25 protein-coding genes are annotated in these 24,187 nt (G+C 34.2%); 18 read left to right on the top strand and 7 right to left on the bottom strand.

From position 1 onward, the window contains the following. The first annotated feature begins 353 nt into the window (after positions 1-353). From M2372_RS25260 to M2372_RS25215, 10 genes are all read left to right on the top strand, one after another. Positions 354-2,069: a phospho-sugar mutase gene (locus tag M2372_RS25260; RefSeq protein ID WP_115971424.1), complete on the top strand. Its 1,716-nt coding sequence runs from the start codon at positions 354-356 to the stop codon at positions 2,067-2,069. A 15-nt stretch (positions 2,070-2,084) separates the two neighbouring features. Further along, positions 2,085-2,981, top strand: coding sequence for a hypothetical protein (locus M2372_RS25255; protein ID WP_123319021.1), 897 nt, complete (start codon positions 2,085-2,087; stop codon positions 2,979-2,981). A gap of 27 nt (positions 2,982-3,008) precedes the next feature. Next, the gene (locus M2372_RS25250) at positions 3,009-4,262 is read left to right on the top strand and encodes a pyridoxal phosphate-dependent aminotransferase (RefSeq protein ID WP_123319022.1); all 1,254 of its coding nucleotides are present in this window, start codon (positions 3,009-3,011) and stop codon (positions 4,260-4,262) included. A gap of 113 nt (positions 4,263-4,375) precedes the next feature. Next, positions 4,376-4,966: a hypothetical protein gene (locus M2372_RS25245; RefSeq protein ID WP_123319023.1), complete on the top strand. Its 591-nt coding sequence runs from the start codon at positions 4,376-4,378 to the stop codon at positions 4,964-4,966. Positions 4,967-5,092: 126 nt separating this feature from the next. Further along, a complete protein-coding gene (locus tag M2372_RS25240) occupies positions 5,093-6,082 on the top strand; it encodes a phosphatase PAP2 family protein (RefSeq protein ID WP_310473132.1) in 990 nt (329 codons plus the stop codon). Positions 6,083-6,317: 235 nt separating this feature from the next. Beyond that, complete coding sequence (gene kdsB, locus M2372_RS25235; protein ID WP_123319025.1) at positions 6,318-7,040, top strand: 3-deoxy-manno-octulosonate cytidylyltransferase; 723 nt, start codon at positions 6,318-6,320, stop codon at positions 7,038-7,040. A 114-nt stretch (positions 7,041-7,154) separates the two neighbouring features. Further along, positions 7,155-7,553, top strand: coding sequence for a hypothetical protein (locus M2372_RS25230; RefSeq protein WP_123319026.1), 399 nt, complete (start codon positions 7,155-7,157; stop codon positions 7,551-7,553). Then, positions 7,550-8,215: a histidine kinase gene (locus M2372_RS25225; protein WP_115971431.1), complete on the top strand. Its 666-nt coding sequence runs from the start codon at positions 7,550-7,552 to the stop codon at positions 8,213-8,215. Before M2372_RS25230 ends, M2372_RS25225 begins: the two co-directional genes overlap by 4 nt. A gap of 36 nt (positions 8,216-8,251) precedes the next feature. Next, entirely contained in the window at positions 8,252-8,827 is a 576-nt protein-coding gene (locus M2372_RS25220; RefSeq protein ID WP_115971432.1) for a glutathione peroxidase, read from the top strand. Between the two features lie 73 nt (positions 8,828-8,900). Continuing rightward, complete coding sequence (locus tag M2372_RS25215) at positions 8,901-9,416, top strand: VOC family protein (RefSeq protein WP_310473131.1); 516 nt, start codon at positions 8,901-8,903, stop codon at positions 9,414-9,416. A gap of 128 nt (positions 9,417-9,544) precedes the next feature. Here M2372_RS25215 and M2372_RS25210 read toward each other — a convergent pair whose 3' ends face one another. Then, positions 9,545-10,204: an NAD(P)H-binding protein gene (locus tag M2372_RS25210; protein WP_115971433.1), complete on the bottom strand. Its 660-nt coding sequence runs from the start codon at positions 10,202-10,204 to the stop codon at positions 9,545-9,547. Positions 10,205-10,380: 176 nt separating this feature from the next. Between M2372_RS25210 and M2372_RS25205 the strand changes: the two genes are divergently transcribed. Further along, entirely contained in the window at positions 10,381-10,734 is a 354-nt protein-coding gene (locus M2372_RS25205; RefSeq protein WP_123319027.1) for an MmcQ/YjbR family DNA-binding protein, read from the top strand. 44 nt (positions 10,735-10,778) lie between these two features. On the opposite strand, the gene M2372_RS25200 is transcribed toward M2372_RS25205, so the two are convergent. Then, positions 10,779-12,308, bottom strand: coding sequence for a DUF2931 family protein (locus tag M2372_RS25200; protein ID WP_123319028.1), 1,530 nt, complete (start codon positions 12,306-12,308; stop codon positions 10,779-10,781). 361 nt (positions 12,309-12,669) lie between these two features. Between M2372_RS25200 and M2372_RS25195 the strand changes: the two genes are divergently transcribed. Beyond that, a complete protein-coding gene (locus tag M2372_RS25195; protein ID WP_228455674.1) occupies positions 12,670-13,158 on the top strand; it encodes a YbaY family lipoprotein in 489 nt (162 codons plus the stop codon). Positions 13,159-13,204: 46 nt separating this feature from the next. Here the strand turns inward: M2372_RS25195 and M2372_RS25190 are convergent, their stop codons facing one another. Beyond that, complete coding sequence (locus M2372_RS25190; RefSeq protein ID WP_115971437.1) at positions 13,205-14,125, bottom strand: bifunctional riboflavin kinase/FAD synthetase; 921 nt, start codon at positions 14,123-14,125, stop codon at positions 13,205-13,207. A gap of 207 nt (positions 14,126-14,332) precedes the next feature. Here M2372_RS25190 and atpD point away from each other — a divergent pair, with 207 nt between their 5' ends. The 4 genes from atpD (at position 14,333) to M2372_RS25170 (ending at position 18,072) form a co-directional block, all read left to right on the top strand. Beyond that, positions 14,333-15,841 (top strand): F0F1 ATP synthase subunit beta, encoded by a 1,509-nt coding sequence (gene atpD / locus M2372_RS25185; RefSeq protein WP_115971438.1) that lies wholly within the window; start codon positions 14,333-14,335, stop codon positions 15,839-15,841. 87 nt (positions 15,842-15,928) lie between these two features. Continuing rightward, on the top strand, positions 15,929-16,210 hold the full coding sequence (locus tag M2372_RS25180; RefSeq protein WP_115971439.1) for a F0F1 ATP synthase subunit epsilon: 282 nt from the start codon (positions 15,929-15,931) through the stop codon (positions 16,208-16,210). An 85-nt stretch (positions 16,211-16,295) separates the two neighbouring features. Next, complete coding sequence (locus M2372_RS25175) at positions 16,296-17,114, top strand: hypothetical protein (RefSeq protein WP_115971440.1); 819 nt, start codon at positions 16,296-16,298, stop codon at positions 17,112-17,114. A 355-nt stretch (positions 17,115-17,469) separates the two neighbouring features. After that, positions 17,470-18,072 carry a WG repeat-containing protein gene (locus tag M2372_RS25170; RefSeq protein WP_123319029.1) on the top strand — a complete coding sequence of 201 codons (603 nt, stop codon included), beginning with the start codon at positions 17,470-17,472 and terminating at the stop codon, positions 18,070-18,072. A 103-nt stretch (positions 18,073-18,175) separates the two neighbouring features. Here the strand turns inward: M2372_RS25170 and M2372_RS25165 are convergent, their stop codons facing one another. Together M2372_RS25165 and M2372_RS25160 are read right to left on the bottom strand one after the other, a co-directional pair. Then, positions 18,176-20,371, bottom strand: a complete 2,196-nt coding sequence (locus M2372_RS25165; protein ID WP_123319030.1) for a radical SAM protein — start codon at positions 20,369-20,371, stop codon at positions 18,176-18,178. A 112-nt stretch (positions 20,372-20,483) separates the two neighbouring features. Beyond that, a complete protein-coding gene (locus tag M2372_RS25160; protein ID WP_148060745.1) occupies positions 20,484-20,975 on the bottom strand; it encodes a hypothetical protein in 492 nt (163 codons plus the stop codon). A gap of 602 nt (positions 20,976-21,577) precedes the next feature. On the opposite strand from M2372_RS25160, the gene M2372_RS25155 reads away from it, so the two are divergent. Continuing rightward, positions 21,578-22,165, top strand: coding sequence for a Crp/Fnr family transcriptional regulator (locus tag M2372_RS25155; RefSeq protein WP_123319032.1), 588 nt, complete (start codon positions 21,578-21,580; stop codon positions 22,163-22,165). 54 nt (positions 22,166-22,219) lie between these two features. After that, positions 22,220-22,900 carry an MBL fold metallo-hydrolase gene (locus M2372_RS25150; protein WP_123319033.1) on the top strand — a complete coding sequence of 227 codons (681 nt, stop codon included), beginning with the start codon at positions 22,220-22,222 and terminating at the stop codon, positions 22,898-22,900. 50 nt (positions 22,901-22,950) lie between these two features. On the opposite strand, the gene M2372_RS25145 is transcribed toward M2372_RS25150, so the two are convergent. Together M2372_RS25145 and M2372_RS25140 are read right to left on the bottom strand one after the other, a co-directional pair. Then, positions 22,951-23,691, bottom strand: a complete 741-nt coding sequence (locus M2372_RS25145) for a hypothetical protein (RefSeq protein ID WP_123319034.1) — start codon at positions 23,689-23,691, stop codon at positions 22,951-22,953. A gap of 71 nt (positions 23,692-23,762) precedes the next feature. Beyond that, positions 23,763-24,092, bottom strand: coding sequence for a DUF4870 domain-containing protein (locus tag M2372_RS25140; RefSeq protein WP_123319035.1), 330 nt, complete (start codon positions 24,090-24,092; stop codon positions 23,763-23,765). Positions 24,093-24,187: the final 95 nt, after the last annotated feature.

Raw genomic sequence — 24,187 nt, 5'->3', positions numbered from 1 at the left:
TATTACAGAAATGGAATTTAATAAATTTTATAATGAAAGTTATAACTTAATGAATCAGATTATAGCTTTTAGAAATCAGATAAAAGATTAATGGCTGGAAGATGGGAGTTGGAAGCTGGAGGGAATTCCAGTTTACCAAACGATTCTTTCACTTTTTAATCAAATAAAAAAGAATAATTAAAATAAAAGGCAGAAGTCTGAATTAGGGGATGTGATATCTTCCATCTTCCATCTCCCAGCTTCCTACTTCCAGCCTTATAAATAAGATAAATAATAAATCAAAAGCTGAAAGGTTGAACCGGGACAAAAACAACCTCCCTCTTCCAGCCTTCAGCTTCCAAACTAAACTAAATATGAACACATTAGAAAAAGCGAAACTTTGGTTAAGTGAGACCTTCGATGAAGAAACGAGAAAGGCAGTACAGGCATTAATCGACAGCAATTCCCCGGACCTGGAAGATTCTTTCTACAGAGAACTGGAATTCGGAACAGGAGGAATGCGTGGAATAATGGGAGTAGGAACCAACCGCTTAAATAAATATACATTAGGACAGGCAACTCAGGGATTGGCTAACTATATGCTGGAGCAGTTCAAAGGAGAGGAAATTAAAGTAGCTATTGCTTATGATGTTCGTCACAATTCAAAAGAATTCGGAAAACTGGTAGCAGATGTTTTGACGGCAAACGGAATTAAAGTATTGCTTTTCAAAGATCACAGACCAACTCCTGAATTGTCTTTCACAGTTCGTGATAAAAAATGTAACGGAGGAATTGTATTAACCGCTTCCCACAATCCACCTGAATATAATGGATACAAAGTATATTGGAATGACGGTGCACAGATCGTTCCACCAAACGATGAAGCCATTATCAAAGAAGTATATTCTGTAAAATTCGAAGAAATTAAATTCAACGGAAATGATGATCTGATCGAATGGATCGGAGAGGAGCAGGATGACGTTTACATTGATGCATGTATTGAAAATTCTACGTATCAGAACGAAGGAAAAGAAAACTTAAATATTGTTTTCACTTCCATTCACGGAACCACTTATACTACCATTCCAAAAGCGTTAGCAAAAGCTGGCTTCAAAAAAGTAGATCTGGTTAAAGAACAGATGATTCCAAGTGGAAACTTCCCAACCGTAGATTCTCCAAACCCAGAAGAGCCTGCAGCATTGGAAATGGCTATGGATCTAGCAAAGATTACCAATGCGGATATTGTGATCGGAACAGATCCGGATGGTGACAGATTAGGAATTGCGGTAAGAAACCTTGATGGTGAAATGCAGTTATTGAACGGTAACCAAACTAACACTATCCTTACATATTACATCCTGAACGAATGGAGAAAACAGGGAAGAATTACAGGAAAAGAATTCATCGGGTCCACCATTGTTACCTCAGATATTTTCTATGATATTGCACAGAAATTCGGTGTTGAGTGCAAAGTAGGTCTTACAGGATTCAAGTGGATCGGAAAAATGATCCGTGAAGCAGAAGGAACACAGAAATTTGTGTGTGGTGGAGAAGAAAGCTTCGGATTCATGACCGGAGATTTTGTTCGTGATAAAGACTCTTGTGGAAGTATCCTTCTGGCTTGCGAAATTGCAGCCTGGTGTAAAGCCAACGGGAAAACAATGTACCAATACATGATCGAAATCTATGAAGATTTGGGGATGTACTTTGAAGGATTAATCAATATTGTTAGAAAGGGAAGACAAGGTGCTGAAGAAATTCAGGATATGATGAAAAACTTCCGTGAAAACCCTCCAAAAGAATTGGCAGGTTCATTAGTGGAAGAAGTGAAAGACTTTAAAGAGCAGACAAGCCTTACCATTTCATCAGGAGAGAAAAAAGTAATGAACGACATTCCGCAGTCTAACGTATTGATTTATTATACACAAGACGGTACTAAAGTTTGTGTAAGACCTTCAGGAACAGAACCAAAAATTAAATTCTATGTTTCAGTAAAAGACTCTATCTCTTCTGAAGCAGATTTTAAAGATAAACTGAAATCATTGGAAGCTAAAATTCAGGCCGTTAAAACAGATTTAAAACTGGATTAATCTCTGAAAGCAGATATGATAAAAAAAATAATAACAGTTTGCATACTGTCTGCAGCTGTAGTTTCCTGTAAAAAGGAGACTGCAGTTCCGGACGGAAAACCTGCAAACGACTCAATCGCTAAAAACGAAACCAAAGAGGATCAGTACAAACCCATTGATACAGCCTGTTCTGCAAATAATAAAACGGAAGACTATATTAAAGCTTTGCAATGGTATCGTACTAAGATTGATAAAGAGATTGCAGGAAACAGTCCGGAGCAGAACAACAAAGTGTATGAAGATTATGTGAAAATCAGAGAGAAATACACCGAGTGTTTTAACGATTCTCAAACTGAAATCCTTGACAAATATATTGATTATCATACAGGACCGGATACTTATAATCTGCCGGATAATATAAAGAAAATGGCTGCTGAGCTGAATAAAGCAGGTCTTGAATTCCGCGAAATGGGAGAAGGTCTTACTGAAATTCACTCGCTGCCGGGATATTATGCATCTGTTTTCAAGAATAAAGTAACTCCTGATTACGATGCTTACATCTCACAGATGGCAAAAGATAATAAGGAAAACTATGCTGTAAACGGCGGACTTTTGATTACCTGGGAAGAATTAGGGGACCGATTGATCGAATGGGAAAATTTTATCAATAAATATCCCAAAAGCCCATTACTTAAGGCCGCAAAAGATAATTATTACAATTATTTGTTAGATTATCTTCTGGGAATGGACAGTGATCGGATTTATGACAGTGAGGAAGGAAAAATTTATGATGATAAAAGAGAAGCTTACAATAAACTCATCAAAAAATATCCGAATTCCAATACCGTAAAAAAAACTAAAGAACTAATAGCCGCTTATGATGCCCACACACCTGTGGATCAGATAGAAGACAAAATTAATCTGAGAAGATAATATTAGTAAATTTTAAATAAGAATAAAGTGAAAGTTTCAAAATTAGCAGCGAACCTGATCGGTTCTGAAATTGTAAAAATTGGTAACGAAGTAAATGATCTAAAAGCAAAAGGTGCAGAAATTGCCAATCTTACTATTGGTGACCTGAATTCTAATATCTATCCTATTCCGGCATTGCTGAAGGAAGAGGTTCAGAAAGCCTATCAGAATAACCTGACAAACTATCCACCTGCCAACGGACTTTTATCTTTAAGAAAAGAAGTTTCCAAAGACTTAAAAAACAGATGGAACCTGGATTATTCTCCAAATGATATTTTGATTACAGCAGGATCAAGACCTTTGATCTATGCAGTATATAAAACCATCGTAGATGAAGGAGATAAAATAGTATATCCTACACCATCATGGAACAATAATCACTACGCTTACCTTACTTCAGCGAATGCAGTAGAAGTAAAGACAAAGCCTGAAACCAATTTTCTTCCAACAGCAGATGATTTAAGACCTCATTTGGATGGAGCAGTTTTATTAGCACTTTGTTCACCATTGAACCCAACAGGAACAATGTTCACAAGAGAACAGCTTTCAGAAATCTGTGAGTTGGTAATTGCTGAAAACAAGAAGAGAGGAGCAGACGAAAAGCCGTTATACTTAATGTATGACCAGATCTATTCTAACCTTACTTTTGGTGCAGAACATGTAGATCCGGTTTCTCTTTTCCCTGAAATGAAAGAATATACCGTATATATTGATGGAATTTCAAAATGTCTGGCTGCTACAGGAGTACGTGTAGGATGGGGATTCGGTCCTGCGCATATCATTGATAAAATGAAAGCACTTCTTACGCACGTTGGAGCGTGGGCACCAAAACCGGAGCAGGAAGCAACAGCAAAATTCTATGAAAACCCTGAAAATGTAAACGTATTCGTAGAAGATTTTAAAGGAAAGCTTGAAGAAAGTTTAAAAGTTCTTCACAGCGGAGTTCAGGATCTGAAAGCAAAAGGTTTAGCAGTAGACAGTATTGAACCGATGGGAGCACTTTATCTTACCATCAAATTGGATTATATCGGAAAAACAAAACCGGATGGAGCTGTTATTGAGAACTCTTCAGACCTTGTATTTTACCTTATCAATGACGCAGGAGTGGCTTTAGTACCATTCTCAGCATTCGGGGAAGATAAATCTGAACCTTGGTTCCGTGCTTCTGTTGGAGGATTAGCTGTAGATGAGATCAAAGTAATGCTTCCAAAATTGGAAACAGCTTTGAATAATCTGAAATAATTTCAAACAAACATATACTTCGACTCCGTTCAGCAAGACATTGTTAAATATACAAATAGTATTAGCATTGTCACGCTGAGCGGAGTTGAAGCGTTTTTATAACCTAATAACTCATGAAACCTCCCAAAAAAGCCTTTATTGAAACAAAATATTTGTTTTATTCCAAACTGGCTATAATTCCAATAGTGATCATCAGTGTTTGGCTTTCCGGGAAAGGAGGTCATAGGTCCCTATTTCAAAACTCTATAGTATCAACCTCTATTCTTGCAGGTGTATTTTTCCTGTTCATTACTTTAGGATTGTATTATGGTCTGAAGCTAAAAGATAATGTAGGAAATATTTTAAACAGAGAAAGAATAAAAAAATATACTGATAAAGCACCGGAGATTGGCAGTTTTGACTTTGATCCTCCTGTAGTAGGAGACGGAATAGGAAGTGCTATACTTTCAGTGGTTGTGTGGATTATATTTTCCATTGTGCTTATATTTCTTTCTTATTTCTTAGGACTTTTCTTTTGGTCAGCTTTATTATTTCTGACCGCCATGCTATATTGGATTTTTTTCAGAGCATTGAGATTAGTTTTTAAAAACTCAGGCAAATGCAAAGGAGATATTATAAAAAGTCTTGGATTTGGGGCTTTCTATTCATTTTTATATGTTTCCTGGATTTATGGAATCATTTTCCTTGTCAATTATATAAATTAAGGTCCGGTTTTTATTCCATAAAAATTAAATAAACATTAAAAATTAAGCAAACGCTTTGTACAAAGTCAGCTAGGAATTATCTTTGAGCCCTTTATAAGCTAAGAATAAACAGGGTTGAAAACAACAATGATGAAAAAAATGAGATTTTTGCTATTGCCAATGTCTGTATTGGTTTATTCACAGGAGGTGGATACATTGCAGGTTAAAGAATTATCACAAGAGCTTGAATCTCCAAAAGTACAAACTTATACTTTAAAAGACGGTTCTGTGCGAACCTATCCAAAACCTAAACTGCTGGATTTTGTAACCAAACTTCCCCGAAACTTTATCGATACCAATAAAGATTTTGTAGCAAAAGATCATGCCTATTATTTAGGAGGCGCTGTTGTATCTACATTGATCCTTTTACCTTTTGACCAGAAATTAATTGATAATTCAAGAGAATTGGGAGAAAGATGGGGGATGGATAAAGATAACAATTATACAAAACTGGGGGGTGTTTTTAAAATTCCCAAAGACATTGGATCTACATTATATCTTATAGGAAATGGTTCTACATTAGTGTTTCTTGGAATCGGTTTTGGAGCCTACGGTTTGATTAAAAATGATTACAGAGCACAGGCAACCGCCAGTGGATTAATGGAAAGTTTAATCCTTTCCGGAGTTTTCACCCAAACCATTAAAAGAATTACCGGAAGAGAAAGCCCTTTTATCGCAGAAGAAAATGGAAATAAAGGTGGTGCATGGAATCCCTTTCCAAGTTTCTCAGCATTTGGTAAAAATACCTCAAACTATGATGCAATGCCATCGGGACACTTAACAACCTTTATGGCTGGGATTACGGTTATTGCAGACAACTATCCGGATGCACGATGGATAAAGCCTGTAGGATATACATTAGCTGGAGCCTTATGCTTTCAGATGATGCAGAGCAAAGTTCACTGGGCCTCAGATTATCCGTTAGCCTTATTAATGGGTTACTTTATTGGAAAAACAATATCAAAAAGCAGATATACAACTTCAGAAGGAACAATAGGAAAAACAAAATATAAATTTGACCTTATGGCCTCCCGCCAATGGGAATACAATATGGTAGGCGTAAAACTATCTTTTTAATATACTGACTCATTTAATAAAAATCTATACCCGATTCTCACATTTTCATAGAAGATGTGGGAATTTTGTTTTTTGAAGGATAAAAAAATCATAGAATTGAATAGAGAAATTGCACACAATCCCACATTTTATAGAGCAAAGTAGAATAGTTTTCACTATTTTTGGTCTGAATAAGCCCTGTCAATCGTCTTTTTGGAGATGAGGGCTTGAAATGACTTAATTAATATCGTACTGAATGAAAATAATCGCTGTCATCCCTGCGCGCTATGAAGCCAGCCGTTTTCCGGGAAAACTGATGCAGATACTGGGAGAAAAAACTGTTATTACCACGACCTATCAGAATGTAGTGGAAACAGGTTTGTTTGATGAGGTATTTGTAGCAACAGATTCTGAAATCATCTTGGAGGAAATTACTAAGAATGGAGGAAAAGCTGTAATGACAGGACAACACGAAACAGGAAGCGACCGTATTGCCGAAGCAGTACAGAACATAGATTGCGATATCGTGATTAATGTTCAGGGCGACGAGCCTTTCCTTAAGCTGGAACCTTTGAAACAGTTGATTGAAGTTTTTAAACAAGACGATCAACAGGAAATCTCTCTGGCTTCCCTAAAAATAAAGCTGTCAGAAAAAGAAGAAATAGAAAATCCGAATAATGTAAAAGTAATTACAGATAATAATGGTTTTGCCTTATATTTCAGCCGTTCTGCAATTCCTTTTCACAGAGAAGTTTCTTATGATGTAAGCTACTTTAAGCACATTGGAGTATATGCATTCAGAAAAGAAGCTTTATTACAGTTTTCAAAACTGGAAATGAAACCATTGGAAATATCCGAAAAGATTGAATGCATCCGCTACCTGGAATACGGAATGAAAATAAGAATGATAGAAACCAATTTCGTTGGAGTAGGCATTGATACGCCAGAAGACCTGGAAAAGGCGAGGAAGCTGATTTGATCTCAAAATTTGAAAATGAGATCATTTGAGAATGTAATAATACCATTTTACTTTCTCTGGCTTTTTGCTTTTTATCCCAATTCCCCTTATATTTGAATTGATAAATAAGTTATTTTGGTCAGGATCTTATTTTTAATCGCATTATTTTACGGTTCAGTTTTGAAATCTCAGGATCTGAATCATAAAAAATTCTATGCCCAGATTCATCATAGCTGTGTGGCAACTACCAATGGAGCCTATGATAGATATACTTTTCTGGTCCTGGAATTTAAAAATAATGTAATATATCCGGCGTATTTACAGATACCTTCCGGAGAGCAAAACAGCAAAGATCCTGTTACCTATAAATATGAAAATAAAATATTATATCTTACAAAAACGTTAGGTTTTAAAGAAGATCCGGGAATGATTTTTAAATATGTAAATGGAAATCTGGTTCCACAAAATAAAAAAAGCAAGCCAGGCTTGATTTTTAAACCTTCTTTAAAGAACTATTTTAATAAAATTAAATGAAAAAAATAATATACTTAATCCTTTTTACCGTTACAAGTTCATTGTATTATGGCCAGACAGCAAAGGAAATTATAGATAAAAATATTGAATTATCCGGAGGCCTAACCAATTGGAAGCTTTTAAACTCCGTATTGCTGCAAGGAAAAGTAGTATTGGGAATTAAGGATGAGTATCCTATAAAAATATACCAGCAGAGACCTAATCTTACCAAAACAATCATTGTAATTGGAGGAAAAGAAACTGCGATTGAAGGTTTTGACGGAAACAAAGGCTATGCAATGAACTATGCAGCCAATAAACTTCAGGTGTATCCGGAATATGTACCGGAAAATTTTGATAATGATTTTATTGACTGGGAAAATAAAGGCTTTGATGCCAAATACCTTGGAAAGGAAAAAGTAGGCGAGATCTATTGCCATAAAGTAGAGCTGACCAAGAATGTGAATAAGAATATGTATTATTTTGATACAACCACTTATATGCTTTTAAAGGAAATTAAAAAAGAAGAAACGGTAGTATATTCCGATTATAAAAAAGTAGGAAATCTTACGATGCCTTTCAGAATAGAATCTTCAAGTCCTAAAAAAGACGGTGATTATGTGATGCTTCTTAACAGAATAGATATCAATAAGGTCTTTCCGGCGAATATCTTTAAGTTTTAATTCATCAGCAGTTTCGGCTGCTTAAATTTATAAGAAATGAAAAATATTTTTTTAATGCTGCTTTCTTTCATGGCGTTTCTGCAAAGCTGCACCAATCAAAAAAGTGAAATTTCTCAAGCAAAAACCAAAGAACTTATGGGAAAAACAATATATGACTTTAAAGTAGAAAGTCTTGACGGTAAGGAAATCAACTTTGCTGATTTCAAAGGAAAAAAAATCCTGATCGTGAATACAGCTTCAGAGTGCGGATTTACTCCTCAGTATGCTGATCTTGAAAAACTATATGAAGAATATAAAGACAAATTGGTAATTGTAGGTTTCCCAGCCAATAACTTTGGTGGACAGGAACCAGGAAGCAATGCTGAAATCGGAACATTCTGCCAGAAAAACTATGGAGTAACATTCCCAATGGCCGCAAAAGTTTCTGTAAAAGGAGATGATACCGCACCTATCTTTAAATATTTAACAGAGCAGGAATTAAACGGAGTGAAAAATACAACTGTTCTTTGGAACTTCACCAAATTCCTGATTGATGAGAACGGAAAACTGATTGATACTTATGTAAGTACAACAAAGCCTACAAGTGATGCCATTACGAAGCATTTGAAATAAATAAAAAGTAAATTTATATACAGAAAGTGGATGTTATCATCCACTTTTTTTATTTTTGAATAAATAATAACTCATGAAAAAAATATTTTTTGCAGTTTGTATTGTAGCCGCTTTTTTATCAGGATTTGCCTTTAAAGCAGTTACGGAAAAAGAATCTGGTGATCTGAAAAGAGTAACAGGAATCGGTGGTATCTTTTTTAAATCTAAAGATCCAAAAAAAATAAGAGAATGGTATCAGCAACATTTGGGCCTTGAAGTTAATGAATACGGATCTGTTTTTGAATGGTATCAGGGTGCTGATAACTCTAAGAAAGGGTTTAGCCAATGGAGTCCTTTCAGTGAAAGAACAAAATATTTTCAACCTTCTGAAAAAGATTTTATGATTAATTACCGGGTACAGGATCTTGAAAAGTTGGTAGAACAGTTAAAAAAAGAAAATGTAACCATTCTGGATAAAATTGAGAGCTATGACTATGGAAAATTCGTCCATATAATGGATATTGAAGGCAATAAAATAGAGCTTTGGGAGCCTAATGATATTGAATATGAAAAGCTGGGACAAAATATGGGGAGTAAGACTACAAAATAAATTATATTTTTGTTCCGAATCTTTAAATAAAATACAAACTAAATCAAAGCATCTGTGCCAATCTGCGGGTAAATAAAAATTACCACAGATTGCACGGATTTACACAGATTTTTTAGCATACTATTTTATCATCTATCAATTACCTTATCTGCAAAACAAAAAATATTTCCAAGCTTGATACTGGAGTAGCCATTACTTTTTATCTTAGAAGAATTAATCATAGCTTTTGCTAAAATATCTGTAGGCAAAGGCTTTTGACTTTCCAATAACCCTAGTTTATTCGCAAATTTTATAATCCGGCTGCCCAAAACTTCTCCCGTTCTTTCAGAATCTTTTCGCTCAAGCATTCCGGGTTTAAAAATGGTGATCTTATTAAAATGTAATTGTTTTACAGCGTCTTCCAGTTCTCCTTTCATTTTAGAATAAAAAATCCTTGATTTCGGATCGGCGCCATAAGCAGAAACAAGTATATAATCTTCCACATCATTCTCTCTGGCAGCTTTCGCAAATTCATATTGGTAATCAAAATCTACTTTTTTCTGAGCTTCCTTGCTTCCTGCATTTTTCAGAGTAGTTCCCAGACATGAAAATGCAACATCTCCCTTCACCATCTCTTTCCATTCTTCAGGTTTTTCAAAATCCACAACATGAACTTTAAGTCTTTCATTCTCAATGTCAACAGGTTTTCGTACAAAAATATCGACTTCCTCAAAAGCCTTGTCGTTGAGTAACTGATTAACCAGATCTTTTCCTGTAGCGCCTGTAGCACCGATTACTAAAGCTTTCATAACAATAGGGATTTATGTAATGGTATTTTCTTTCTTAAATTTACTAAATTTGAATAAAAGATAAAAGATAAAAGATAAAAGATAAAAGATCTTATCATTAAATATCTTACTCATCAATCATCATTTATAAATTGTCATTAATCATATTACTCATTATTAATTACTCATAAAAAGCCATGGATGCCAACGAAATACTAGACTATTGTCTTTCCAAAAAAGCAGTTACAGAAAGTTTTCCATTTGACAACGAAACCCTTGTACTGAAGGTAGACACCAAGATGTTCCTGCTAATGGGTCTGGAAAGACAGCCATTATCCATCAATGTAAAGACAGATCCAGAGTGGAGTGCAGAGCTTCGGGAGCAATATTCCCAGATTGAAGGAGCTTACCATATGAATAAAACCCATTGGAACTCTGTTGCAGTAGATGGGTTAAAAAGAGATCTTATCTTAAAACTTATTGATCAGTCATATGATCTGGTTTTTAAATCGCTGACAAAGAAAAGTAGGGAGCTTATTAATAATTCGTAAAATTTTATTTTTGATCAGCATATCGTACCTGTAAGAATTAAATATCATCTTACATTTTTATTAATTCTATTGTATTCAATCATGTTGGTTTGTAAAAGCAATAGTTGATTTTTGCCATTCCTTAGCATTGCGGTTGCTGTTTTATCCTTTTGGCTAATATTAAATTCTATTGTAGCCTTGGTATTTTTTTGATGATTAAAAAAAGAATCAAACTGTTTAAAGGTTTTTTCTTCATTAAACTCAAAATCTACAGCGCATCGTTTACCATTTTTATCATACCATTTAATATATACATTTTTAGGAATACCACGTTCTTCATAGATGTTGTTTTGAAGGGTTTCATCAAAAAATACAAAACGCTCAGCATTGTAAAACCTAAAATCTGCATCAGAGATTTTTATTTCCGGAGATACTACAAAGGTTGGATACCAGTTGTAACGTGTTCGCAATTTGTCCCAATAACCATAAGGGATAGGTTTGTTTTTTGTATGCTGTTGTGTTTTAAAAGGTATAATAGTGGTATCTGTTAATACTTTTTTGTGCCATTCCTGATTAAATACATCTCCATATTTAAGTCCTTCTCCATCAATTACTGGTTTGGTGATATTTACTTTTTCTGCAGAGTAGCGGCCAATTTCTATTTGACGACGCCCGCTGCTGCCAGCCCATACCACTAATACTCCTCCCGGAGCAAAACCCATAATAACACTGTTATAGTTTTCCTGTGTTTTTCTTTTACCTATTTGCTCAGTATAAGGTGTATTGAAGAGCATTTGCAGTTTGTTATAATCAATAGGACTGTTCACCCGATAAAAACAATCTTCTGCAAATGAATACCAGGTAAGATCCAGTTCCTTGGGGAGTGACATTGTTTTCTTATCCGTATTGCCTCCGTCTTCACCCCATTTTGCACCGTAATTTACAGTATTCCCTTCATTAAAGGTAAATTCATATCTTTCATTATTGGAAAGTAAAAAAACACCTTTGTATAACTGCACGGGATAAGCATCTGGATTACTCATTGAACCACGCCATCCCTCTCCGGTTGCCTTTATATTACCTGTAGAAGCTACTGTTTCTTGTCTTTCATTATGTTGTACAATGTTATATACAATAGAGATAACAACAATATATATGATAATGACCGGAAGTAGCGTTTTGTATGATCTAATGGCCCAGGTTATTAGAATACTGCTGAAAACCGTCAAAAAAATACTCAGGATTAAAATGATGGGAAACATTTCTGAGATAAGATCACCCAAATCAGCATATAGCTTGTGTTCATATTCATCACCTAACGTACTCACAAATAATAAGACAGGCAAAAGCACACAGGAAGTAAGGTAAAATATAAAACCATAAGCCAGTTCAAAGATTATATTGGGCTGATCAAGTAGGTTTAACTTTCTGCGAATGCCATTAAAACAGAAATAGAATAGGGTAATTAAAATAAAATAGGGTGAGCAGAATAGTGCTGCATATACCAGATTTAAATCGGCATTCTGTGTACATAACATGCCCGCTAAACTCAATATGGTAACCAGAATAGCGGAGATAATAGATTTGAAAATCATTTTATTATAGAATATCTATTTTGTTTTAAAGTTAGTACATCCGTTAGTATTTGTTGGCTTTCTGCTAGTATTCCATTCAGTCAGATTATTTACAAAAGATGTGAGGTTTAGTTACAACCTGAAGTGATACTAAGTAAATATAAATAAAATAATAAACCAAAATAGTTTTTATTGATTTATTATTAATGTTTAATAGACTTTTAGTGTATTTTTCAATACTGTTTTAAACTTATTTTTAATTATTTGGCATAAAATATAAGCAATTACTCTTTGTGAAATTAAAATTTTAAAGATATAGGTACGAATTTTGTTGTCAAATAGCTGTGAAATATTAAATTGAAATTAATTAAAATAAGAATAAATGAAAAATCACTTTTTATTATTCATGGCAGCTGGTGCATTGATGCTATCAAGTTGTAATAAAGCAGAAAAGAAAACAGCTCCTGAAGCTTCAGTATCTGAAAAGGTTGCAGAAAATTCTTCTGATAATCTTAAGATAGAATTTACAGGTACAGAACAATTTACAATCAAAAATCCAAAACTTAAAGTAAGCTTATACGGAATAAGTGAAGGATTACAGGATACTCCTGCCACATTGATTGCAGAAAAGGAATTTGAAGGAAAAGCGATTCCTTTTACGATTGAATTACCAGTACCGGCAGATGCTCAAAGCAAAATCAATCCAAAACCTATGAAGGGTGCTAAATATTATATAGCGACTGAATGGGATTCTGATGGTAATGGAAAAGCGAATGAAAAAGGAGATATCTTCATTGATCACGATAAAGCATTTCCGAATGTAAAATTAAATAGTGACACCCAAAAAATCTATGTAAAGATTTTGAAATAAAAAACTAAAAAGGCTATTCATCACTGAATAGCCTTTTCTTTATATCTTAAAAATTAAATTCTTCTGTTAATCGCTTATCTTCGTCTAGTCGCTCAATAAGTTTTTCCAAACCTTCAAACTTGATTTCATCATGAAGAAAATCTCTAAATCTCACAGTGATCTTTTCATCATAAATATCATCGTCAAAATCAAGGATATACACTTCAACGGTTAACTTTTCTCCATTTACCGTAGGATTGGTTCCAATGCTCAGCATTCCTTTATATTGCTGACCTTTTATGTCTACTTCAACAATATAAGCTCCTTTTTTAGGTAAAAGTTTAATAGATTGCGTATCTATATTAGCCGTAGGATAACCTATAGTTCTTCCGATTTTCTTGCCATGAACTACAGTTCCGGAAACAGGGTAGAAGTATCCCAACATTTCATTGGCTTCTTTAATATTTCCCGTTAAAAGTGCATTACGAACCTTGGTAGAACTGATGTTATTTTCATGAATGTTAATGGCTTCCATCTGTTCCACTTCAAAATCCAGTTCTTTGGACAGCTTTTGAAGAAGCTCAAAATTTCCGCTTTTATTTTTTCCGAAAGAATGATCGTATCCTATAATAAGGTATTTCACATTAAGTTTATCAATCAGGATCTGGCGTACAAATTCTTCTCCGGTAAGGTTTCTGAATTCTTCGTCAAACTCCTTCAGAAACAAATTGTCAATGCTGTACTTTTCAATACGCTGTTGCTTTTCCTCTATTGTATTCAGGAGTTTTAAATCTTCATTGGGATTAAAAACAAACCTCGGATGTGGCCAGAACGTAAGGATGGCCGTTTCCAGATTGTTCTCTGTTCCTACTTTAATTAGTTCATCGATAATACTTTTATGTCCAAGATGCACCCCGTCAAACATACCTAAAGACAATGCTAGAGGCTTTTGAGAGGTATAATCTTTAAAATTCTTGAAAACTTTCAAAACGGGAAAAATTTGACTGCAAATATAGATATAATGTAACAATCTATCAATATAACAATGGACCAATATTTTTTTCTGGTAAATAGGTTTGTAAAACTAGTAAACAGTGCCTTTGGTAAATTTCTAAAAAGTATGATAAAAATCTTTTTTTTACCAATTGCGGGTTTATGAAGAATCACTATATTTGCACCAAGAAAAAATTTAGCAATGGCAAACCAAATTAAAGGTAAAATTTCTCAAATTATTGGTCCGGTAATCGACGTTGTCTTCAATGATGTGGAAGCAATTCCATCTATCTATGATGCGTTAGAAATTACAAAAGAAAACGGTGAAAAAGTAGTTTTAGAGGTAGAACAACATATTGGCGAAGATACAGTAAGATGTATTGCAATGGACGCTACTGATGGTCTTAAGAGAGGTCAAGATGTAATCGGATATGGAGATCCTATTACAATGCCAATCGGTGAGGCTGTAAACGGAAGACTATTCAACGTTGTTGGTGATGCTATCGACGGACTTCAAAATATATCTAAGGATGGTGGTCTTCCAATTCACAGACCAGCTCCAAAATTTGATCAATTATCAACTTCAGCAGAAGTTTTATTTACAGGTATTAAAGTAATCGACCTAGTTGAACCTTACGCAAAAGGGGGTAAAATTGGATTGTTCGGTGGTGCTGGTGTAGGTAAAACGGTATTGATTCAGGAGTTGATTAACAATATTGCAAAAGGACACGGAGGTCTTTCTGTATTCGCCGGAGTAGGTGAAAGAACGAGAGAAGGAAATGACCTTTTGAGAGAGATGCTTGAATCAGGAATTATCAAGTATGGTGATGATTTCATGCATTCTATGGAAAACGGAGGTTGGGATCTTTCAAAAGTAGACCTAGAGGCTATGAAAGAATCTAAAGCAGCATTCGTATTTGGACAGATGAACGAGCCGCCAGGTGCAAGAGCTAGAGTAGCACTTTCTGGTCTTACATTAGCTGAGTACTACAGAGATGGTGGTGAAAGCGGACAAGGTAGAGACGTACTTTTCTTCGTAGACAACATCTTCCGTTTTACACAGGCTGGTTCTGAGGTATCTGCACTTCTTGGTCGTATGCCATCAGCGGTAGGTTACCAACCAACTCTTGCTTCTGAGATGGGTGCGATGCAGGAAAGAATTACTTCAACTAAAAATGGTTCAATTACTTCAGTACAGGCGGTATACGTACCTGCGGATGACTTAACTGACCCGGCTCCTGCAACAACGTTTGCTCACTTGGATGCAACTACGGTACTTGACAGAAAGATTGCTTCATTAGGTATTTACCCAGCGGTAGATCCATTGGCTTCTACTTCAAGAATCCTTTCTCCAGAAGTAATTGGTCATGAACACTATAACTGTGCTCAAAGAGTAAAAGAAATCCTTCAGAGATACAAATCACTTCAGGATATCATCGCAATCCTTGGTATGGAAGAACTTTCTGAAGAAGATAAATCAGTTGTTTACCGTGCAAGAAAAGTTCAGAGATTCTTATCTCAGCCTTTCCACGTTGCAGAACAGTTTACAGGTATCCCAGGATCTTTAGTAGATATCAAAGATACTATCAAAGGATTTACTATGATTATGGATGGTGAATTAGATCACTTACCAGAAGCTGCTTTCAACTTGAAAGGAACGATCGAGGAAGCTATCGAAGCTGGACAAAAAATGTTAGCTGAAAACGCTTAATAATTAGACATAAAGATATCAGATACTAGACATGAGACTTTAAAGTGTCTGAAATCTGAAATCTGAAATCTTCAAATCTAAATTAAAATGAATATAAAAATTTTAACACCAGAATACGTAGTTTTTGAAGGAGAAGTAAACTCAGTATTATTGCCTGGAAAAAATGGTGAATTTCACATCATGAAAAACCACGCAGGAATTGTTTCTTCTTTAATTGGTGGGAAAGTAAAGCTTTTTACAAACTCTGTAGATGAAGCTTTCGCAAAAAACCTAACCAAAGAAAATGATAAAGACTCTATCTTTTCATATTCTATCAAAAGCGGTGTTGTGGAATTTAATCATAACAAAGGAATTATCCTTTGCGAATAATTAAATGAAAAGCTAAATATATTTTCAAAAAAGTGTAACTTTGGTTACACTTTTTTTATTTCATATCATGTAAAAGTCTGATTCTATGAAGAAAAGTATAATCATATTCTTTACAATTCTGGGAATTTTCCTCAATGCTCAGAATATTAAAACCAAAAGAGGAATTATCAATTTAGACGGAATCCCGGTGGCGAAAATATCCAATAAATCCAATGAGTATACCTTCATGGATTTAAAGGAAACACCATTGTATACAATAAAATTTATTGATAAAAGTATTGTTGACTCCGTCAGAGACAGCTATATACAGATTAATAGGGTATATAACAGGGATAAAACGATTGAAGTAGATTATTCATCACCTTCTGCATTTTCCGGAGAAGAAAAATCTGCGGTATATACTTCTGTGAAAGATTTTAAAATCATTGATAATAAAGGAATAAACGTAAAGACCCTGGATGAGCTGTTTTCAAATGTTCCTAAAAGGAAACTGGACAGTAAAACAAAAGATGCCTATACGATCAGAAAGAAGATTGATAAAATGAATCTTGAAGTCAATAAAGTAGGTGAGATCCTTAGCAATGGAGTTCCTGTCGGTTATTTTACGAATCTACCTGTAAGTTTTGGTTCAGATGATAAAATCATGGAGAAAAGCTTTCTGGATATTGAGATCTATGATGCAAAAAGTAAGCTCATAGGAAGATATATTACAACCACAAAGCAACTAAAAACAGCTGGTGGAAAGTCTTTTACCCTCTTCAAGGAAATGTCCGGAAGAGCATCAATCTTAAAATATCCAACCTATAAAGCACTTGCCGAACGTATGGCTATTATGGACCCGAATTTTATTAAAATTCAGGAAAAGGTAACTGTAGGACCAGTGACAAAAGATACACCTAATTAAATTGAATCTGCTTAAAAAATACATAAACAAAAACCTTGGAGCAACTTTCCGAGGTTTTCTTTTATAACCACTTAATTACATAGATTCTTCACTTATTTTATTCGTGCATTCGTGGCAAAAAATATACGCCACGAATGCACGAATTTTCTTTTTTGCTGTGTGTAAAATAGCGTATAATTATCTGATAAATCTGTGATATCTATATCTTTTCCAGATTCTTACGATATGACAAAGATGCGGATATTTAGATGGAGTTCAAAGTAAAAATAATTCAATAGCAACGGGCTTTAGCCAAAACATTACAACAAATCTCATATTGATTTATTTTTAGTATTTTAATCTAAAATAAATTCCAATGAAGAAGATATTATTTTTTGTTACCTTATTGCTGTTTTCAATGGCTCCAGCCCAGAAGAAATTTCAGATAATCTATCAGAATGAGGATTATTATACAGCTTATATTGCTGATAAAAATGGGAAAGTCATCAGGAAACTTGATGATTCATTTGGTTTGAATTATAGACCGGAAACTTTAGGTTATTTCTCTATTTTTTCAATAAAGGGAGAAGATGGTTGGACGGCCATTGACATCAACGGAAAGAAGTTATTTAAAGTTTTAAATACCGAAATAGGAACTATGAGTCCTGACGATATCATTCAAAAAAAAATAAGGATTGTTGATGAAAACAATAAAATTGGATTTGCAGATAAGAAAGGGAGAATAATTATTAAACCTCAATTTGAGGAAGTATCTTCCTTTTACCATGGAAAGGCTATTATTGGAGAAAAATGCAAAAAGAAATCTTTGAATGACCATCCACAAGAGCAAGGCTGTCAACATTATTTCATTGAATGTGAGAATAATGGATACATCAACACTAAAGGAGAAGTCATCGAATTGGGAAAATATACTTTTGAAGAAATAGCCAATAAGATCAAATGGAAATATGATTACTAAAAGACTCATTCAGAATTTAAAAATCTGCGCAATCTGTAAAATCTGCGAGAGAAAAATAAAAAAATCATTAATTAGAAAATCCCCGAGAAAAATCATTACAATTTTACAAACTCAAAATCACCCCATTTTCCTTCAATTGTTGCATAGGTTTTGAGAACCAGAACAATTCAAAATCTTCAAAATTTTCTTCAAACTGAGTCTTAAGTTGCTGAACTGTAGGTTTTTTCTGATTGTCTATAGAATGTTCTTCCAAAATATTCATCAGCCATTCTGCTTTGTCCTGTTCCATTTCAACCTTAACAATATTGGTTTTTAAGTGGAATGTAAGAAGTGTATATGTACCAGAATATTTCTTTTTATTTTTTATGCGATTCTCAGTGATTACATTTTTGGTTAAAAAGACAACTTTTGAATTTCCTTTAAATTTAAAATCTTCCTCTTCCAATAAACTGTCGTGAATATAATCGGGATGGATTGTTGTTCTTGGAATTTTAAAATCAAACCACTCTTGAAGAGGAAGTTCAAAATTAATTCCGTGCATATAATTGAATAAGGATTTTTTTAAACCCGAACTAAATTTACCATGATTGATTCCGGTCTTGTCCGTAAAATCAATATCATTATTAGCAAATAAAATTTCCTGTTTGATTGGAGTCACTCCAAACTCTTCAGGGTTTAATCCAACAGGTGAATGGGCAGTCATTGCAAACTGATGCCAGAATCCACTTTGAAGAATTCCCATTTCAAATAACTGGCGAATCATTTCCATAGAATCAATCGTTTCCTGAATGGTTTGTGTTGGGTAGCCATACATCAGATAAGCATGGATCATAACTCCGGCTTCTGTAAAATTTCTTGTCACTTTTGCAACCTGTTCCACAGAAATTCCTTTATCAATTAATTTTAGTAGACGGTCACTTGCCACCTCCAATCCACCAGAAACAGCAACACAACCTGAAAGCTTTAATAAATAGCATAAATCACGGGTGAAGCTTTTTTCAAAACGAATATTAGTCCACCAGGTAACTACAAGGTTTCTTCGTAAAATTTCAAGAGCAACCTCTCTCATCAAAGCCGGTGGTGCGGCTTCATCAACAAAATGGAATCCGGTTTCCCCTGTTGTTTTAATAAGTTCCTCCATTCTGTCAACCAGAATTTTAGCAGAAATAGGTTCGTAGATCTTAATATAATCTAAAGAGATATCACAGAAAGTACATTTTCCCCAATAGCATCCGTGAGCCATGGTTAATTTATTCCATCTTCCGTCACTCCACAAACTGTGCATGGGATTGGCAATTTCAATGACTGAAATATATTGATCAAGCCTTAGATCCGTATAGTCTGGAGTTCCAATATCTGCTTGTTTGTAGTCGTGTCTTTTGGTGTTATTCTTATAAACGACTTCCTGATTTTCAAGTAAAAATGTTCTTTTGTATTGGTGTTCTTCGTTTTGCTGAGGATGGCAGACATTTTCACATAGAAGTTCAAGAGGAAGTTCTCCATCATCTAATGTTATAAAATCAAAAAACTCAAATACCCTTTGATCTTTGATTTCTCTTAATTCAGTGTTGGGAAAGCCTCCTCCCATTGCAATTTTAATGTGTGGAAAATTTTTCTTTATAAACTGTGCACTTCTGAATGCAGAATATAAATTTCCTGGAAATGGAATAGAAAAGCACACCAATTTAGGTTGAACAGTTTCTATTTTTTCTCGAAGAATGGTTAAGGTGAAATCATCGATAAATGTTTCTTTATCAGCTAATTTTGAATATAATTCATCAAAAGAATTGGCACTTTTTCCTAATCGTTCGGCATATCTGCTGAAACCGAAATCAGCATCAACATTTTCAACAATATAGTCTGAAATATCCTCCAGATATAGGGTAGCCAAATGTTTTGCTTTATCCTGTAATCCCATGTTTCCGAAAGCAAATTCCATATCATCCAACTGGTTGAAACGGGAAGCTTCAGGAAGAAAGTTCATGCTGCAGATCTGTCTTGCCAGTGTAGGAGTTTTCCCTTGTAAAAAAGGAATAACCTGATCGATGGTTTTTAAATATTCTTCTCTTAATGCATAAATTCTCTGGGAATTTTCAGAAATATTCTGAAGATCAATTTCTTTATTGAAAACTTTTTGTAATCCACCATTTGAAAATAACTCCAAAATAACATCTATTCCTAAATCAATCTGATAACTGGAAATATTTTTAGTATTTAAAAATCCTTTAATATAGGCAGTAGCTGGATAAGGAGTGTTAAGTTGGGTAAAAGGCGGAGTAATAAGAAGTAAGTCTTTCAACAGAAATTTTTTGCAAAGTTATAAGTTTTAAATGCAAAAGAGCAAAAGTTTTGATTAATTATTCACCTAAAAGCATAAAATACTTTTCTCTAATTTCTGTGCCTATTTATGATTACATTTTCCAGTGATAATAAGTCCATTCAATCCCAAATAATCCGGAATGTGTTTCAATATTGAGATCATTTCCTTTCCCAAATTTGTTATAGATCTTTCGGTCTACATCAATTGCCATTGGTTTTACATATTCTTTTAAATAATAAGAGCGAGAATATTGAAGACCATTTTCAGATCTTATGACCTTATTTTTTCTACCCAAAATTTCATATTTCTTATTTTGAATAGTAATGAATTCTTTACCGGGAATGTTTGGATATATATCTGTATATTCGGCTGTTGAGAGATCTTTCCAAAATGCAGGACTATTCATTTTTTCTTTTGAAACCACTTTTAATTCATGTTTAGTTACTTCATAAGTGCCATCCGAATCTGATTTGTTTTCAGTAGAAATAGCTTTGTTAATGATTAAAAATTTTTTTGTTGACGGTTTTGAAAAATCAAAAGATATATTAACTGCTAAAAAGAATGGGATACAATAATAACTCATAGTCTGTAAGATACTCTGATTATTGGCTGAAATATTTTTTGATTTAATAAAAAGAGATCCTATTACCGGTAAAATAAATAAAAGAAAATTAGTGATTAAAGTAAAATTATAAAATTCAAGAATTTTCCAGAGTATAAGAAAATATAGAATAGGTGTAGTGAGGAACAGAAGCTTATAAGAGGTTAATTGATCAATATTTCTCCTATCTGTATCATTCATGAAAAATCTTAGCCAGGGAATACAAAAAATAACAATACATAGAATCCTGAAGTGTATTGACAATGGGTCTGAAAACAACAAAACGATGCACAAAAGTATTCTTGTAATCAAAGAAAAAACGACCTTCAAAATAAATTTCATATTGTATTTGCCATCAATTTGTTGAGTAAATATAAAAAATTTCTTGAAAAATAGCCTCTGTATTATTAAAAAGGAATGTTTTAATTATAAGTTTATTATAAAGAGCTGAAACATGAGAAAAAAGTAGAGCTGAAAGATATTAATTTTTTTACATGTATAATAATTGTTAGTTTTGGGTGCTGGATTTGGTGTATAATCCAATAGACGGTTAATAAGAAAATAAAAGGAAAAAAGATAGCAAAATGACTGATGTATTTGAAAATTACCTATCCTCAACAGGATCACTATTAGCAGAGGAAATCAGCTTTTCTGCGAAGTTCTTCAAGCCGATCCACTTAAAAAAGGGTGATTTTTTTATTCATGAAGATGAAACCTGCCGCCATATTGGATTTATCGCTAGTGGTGCTGTAAAAGCATATGCTACCGACAAGGATGGAAAAGAAAATATAACCTGTTTCAAGTTTGAAAATGAATTTGTCACTTCATTTCAGGAGTTTGTGACACAGGAAAAATCCAGAAGGAGCATCAGGGCTATTGAAGATAGTATAATCTATAGAATAAACTATCCGGACTATCAGCATCTGCTTGGTCAGGTGACTGCCTGGAACGGAGTTATAAAATCGGTGATGGAGCAGGAGTATAACCAAAAGGAACGTTATCTGCTGAATTACAATAATAGGTCAGCTTTGGATAAATATAGTCAAGTTCTGTCTGATGAACCGATACTTGCCCGGCGCATAACGACGCAGGATCTGGCATCATACCTTGGCATTACACAACGATCGCTTACGCGGGCGAAAGGACAAATACATAAGTCCAATATATTATAGACAAATGTCCTTATACAAGTATGGATCGGTGATGTAGATTTGCATAAAAAGACTATGCTACGTCAGATTGCTCCCGAAGTGTTCCAGATTTCACTGATGCCACGAAACAGTATCAACTGCTATATTATTGAAGGTATATTGGTAGACTCCGGAATCAGGAGTTCGTATACGAGTGTAAAGAAAGCTCTCCAGAAAATTCCTGTTTATCAACATGTACTTACCCATGCTCATGCAGACCACCAAGGTTGTAGCGATCAGATATGTACTGAGTTTGCGATCCCCTTACTCTGCCATCCGGACGAAGTTTTGAGGACTGAAACGGGGATGGTAACCAACGACTATCCAAATCCGGAACATTGGATAGCAAAGCTTCAACAAAAGTATTGGGCAGGTCAGGGAAATAAAGTAGAACGCACAATCGTTGAAAATGATAGGATCGGAAATTTTCGGGTAATAGAAACGCCCGGACATTCGCCAGGTCATATTTCTTTATTCCGTGAGCAAGATGGTGTACTGATAATCGGAGATGTGGCGACCAATATGAACCTGCTTACTACAGCGACAGGTCTGCGGCTTCCGCCAAATATATTCACCTCGGATCAGCAGCGCAATATCCAATCACTCCAGAAGTTGGCAAAACTGAATCCATCCATTATCTGCTTCGGTCATGGACCTGTCATGCGAAATACAGATCAGAAGTTTGAGAAGTTTGTGGCTAAATATAATTTACAATAGATTCACCAGGGCTTTCTCCCTTTCTTCTCTTATAAAACGGATGCAAAAAATTATTTAAACACAGCATCGGGTGTATTTTTATTGATGAAATGAAGAAAAGCCCCTTCATCAAAATAGCCATTTTTATCTATAATTTCAGGATGCAGGAATTCTGCTTCATTAGAACCATCCAAACTTATATTTTCAATAAATCTTCCTTCTTTTCCCTCAATTACATTGTGAAGACTTATTAAATATTTTGAACGGATACTGCCTTCTGCAAAGGTATAATGTCCATTTTCTGCAATAAGTGAACTGGTTATATTTCCATTACTAAAAGTTTCATTATCATTACCCGATGCTCCAAACAAAAGATTACAGGAAAGGTTTCCTGAACAATAAAGTGAACCGTTGACAATGATATTTTTTGCCTGTATATTTCCAATAACAATAAGTATAACATAATCCTCAACAAAAAGATTTTCGGAAAGGGTAATGTCTTGTTCAAATAATATGATTTTATAGCCTTCTCCGTCTTCTGTTATTAAATCAAGAGAGGCTGAATGCATATGCTCTGCAATGATAATTTTTGGCAGAGCATCATTATTTTCCTCTAAAGATGCTGCTTTTATCTTTTCTGCGGTTTCCTCATCCAGCATTTCAAGAAATTCTGAAAGATCTTCCTCATCTGAAGAATGGTCTCCAAAAAAAGTAAAATCTAGATTTGATGAAACTGTAGAATAAAAATTCTCAGATTGATTTTTGAGCCGGGTATATAATTGATCTTTTGTGAGTTGTTGTAATTCTTTCATAAACTTTAACTATACTGCACCTACTTATTCTAAAGAAAATAGATAGATGCAATATAAGGAGATCAATTTTGTTATTCCAGAAAGCCAAATTTATTCTCAAACAATTTTCCTATCACAGGAATAGGTTTTCTCTGTTCATTAGCTGCATTAATAATCCCGAACACCCATAAGATTAATAAAATCAATCCAATATAATTTAAAAATGACAAAACAGGAAGAATTGAAACTGTAATTGAAAGAATAATATTGACAACCACAGTTAGAAGAAAGAACCCCAAACCTTGTTCCAAATGATAATGGGCCAGGTCATTTTTAGTGGATAAATCTTTGCTTTTAACGTAAGCGATAATCCAGCCGATAATCGTTACATAGCTTAAAATAGAAATTGTTTTACTGTTCATATTAAAATATTTTCGGCCAAAAATAAGAAGGAGGTTTTCACCTGTCAAGAGCTGATTGGTTTATTGCTGCTTTGAATTGGTATTCTGTAGGTCCT

Origin of the sequence: Chryseobacterium sp. BIGb0232 (assembly GCF_024810195.1) — a bacterium.
In the GTDB taxonomy this organism is placed as follows: Bacteria; Bacteroidota; Bacteroidia; order Flavobacteriales; family Weeksellaceae; genus Chryseobacterium; species Chryseobacterium pennae.
Note: the sequence above shows the minus strand (reverse complement) of the source record. Positions and strands in the feature narration are given on the sequence as shown.

Coding starts and splice junctions, on each gene's coding strand:
- M2372_RS25145 (WP_123319034.1), bottom strand. CDS start 23,691: ATGAAAGAATTACAACAACTCACAAAAGATCAATTATATACCCGGCTC.
- M2372_RS25170 (WP_123319029.1), top strand. CDS start 17,470: ATGAAGAAGATATTATTTTTTGTTACCTTATTGCTGTTTTCAATGGCT.
- M2372_RS25255 (WP_123319021.1), top strand. CDS start 2,085: ATGATAAAAAAAATAATAACAGTTTGCATACTGTCTGCAGCTGTAGTT.
- M2372_RS25220 (WP_115971432.1), top strand. CDS start 8,252: ATGAAAAATATTTTTTTAATGCTGCTTTCTTTCATGGCGTTTCTGCAA.
- M2372_RS25240 (WP_310473132.1), top strand. CDS start 5,093: ATGATGAAAAAAATGAGATTTTTGCTATTGCCAATGTCTGTATTGGTT.
- M2372_RS25180 (WP_115971439.1), top strand. CDS start 15,929: ATGAATATAAAAATTTTAACACCAGAATACGTAGTTTTTGAAGGAGAA.
- M2372_RS25160 (WP_148060745.1), bottom strand. CDS start 20,975: ATGAGTTATTATTGTATCCCATTCTTTTTAGCAGTTAATATATCTTTT.
- M2372_RS25155 (WP_123319032.1), top strand. CDS start 21,578: ATGACTGATGTATTTGAAAATTACCTATCCTCAACAGGATCACTATTA.
- M2372_RS25150 (WP_123319033.1), top strand. CDS start 22,220: ATGCTACGTCAGATTGCTCCCGAAGTGTTCCAGATTTCACTGATGCCA.
- M2372_RS25200 (WP_123319028.1), bottom strand. CDS start 12,308: ATGATTTTCAAATCTATTATCTCCGCTATTCTGGTTACCATATTGAGT.
- M2372_RS25210 (WP_115971433.1), bottom strand. CDS start 10,204: ATGAAAGCTTTAGTAATCGGTGCTACAGGCGCTACAGGAAAAGATCTG.
- M2372_RS25175 (WP_115971440.1), top strand. CDS start 16,296: ATGAAGAAAAGTATAATCATATTCTTTACAATTCTGGGAATTTTCCTC.
- M2372_RS25225 (WP_115971431.1), top strand. CDS start 7,550: ATGAAAAAAATAATATACTTAATCCTTTTTACCGTTACAAGTTCATTG.
- M2372_RS25215 (WP_310473131.1), top strand. CDS start 8,901: ATGAAAAAAATATTTTTTGCAGTTTGTATTGTAGCCGCTTTTTTATCA.
- M2372_RS25260 (WP_115971424.1), top strand. CDS start 354: ATGAACACATTAGAAAAAGCGAAACTTTGGTTAAGTGAGACCTTCGAT.
- M2372_RS25195 (WP_228455674.1), top strand. CDS start 12,670: ATGAAAAATCACTTTTTATTATTCATGGCAGCTGGTGCATTGATGCTA.
- M2372_RS25140 (WP_123319035.1), bottom strand. CDS start 24,092: ATGAACAGTAAAACAATTTCTATTTTAAGCTATGTAACGATTATCGGC.
- M2372_RS25205 (WP_123319027.1), top strand. CDS start 10,381: ATGGATGCCAACGAAATACTAGACTATTGTCTTTCCAAAAAAGCAGTT.
- kdsB (WP_123319025.1), top strand. CDS start 6,318: ATGAAAATAATCGCTGTCATCCCTGCGCGCTATGAAGCCAGCCGTTTT.
- M2372_RS25245 (WP_123319023.1), top strand. CDS start 4,376: ATGAAACCTCCCAAAAAAGCCTTTATTGAAACAAAATATTTGTTTTAT.
- atpD (WP_115971438.1), top strand. CDS start 14,333: ATGGCAAACCAAATTAAAGGTAAAATTTCTCAAATTATTGGTCCGGTA.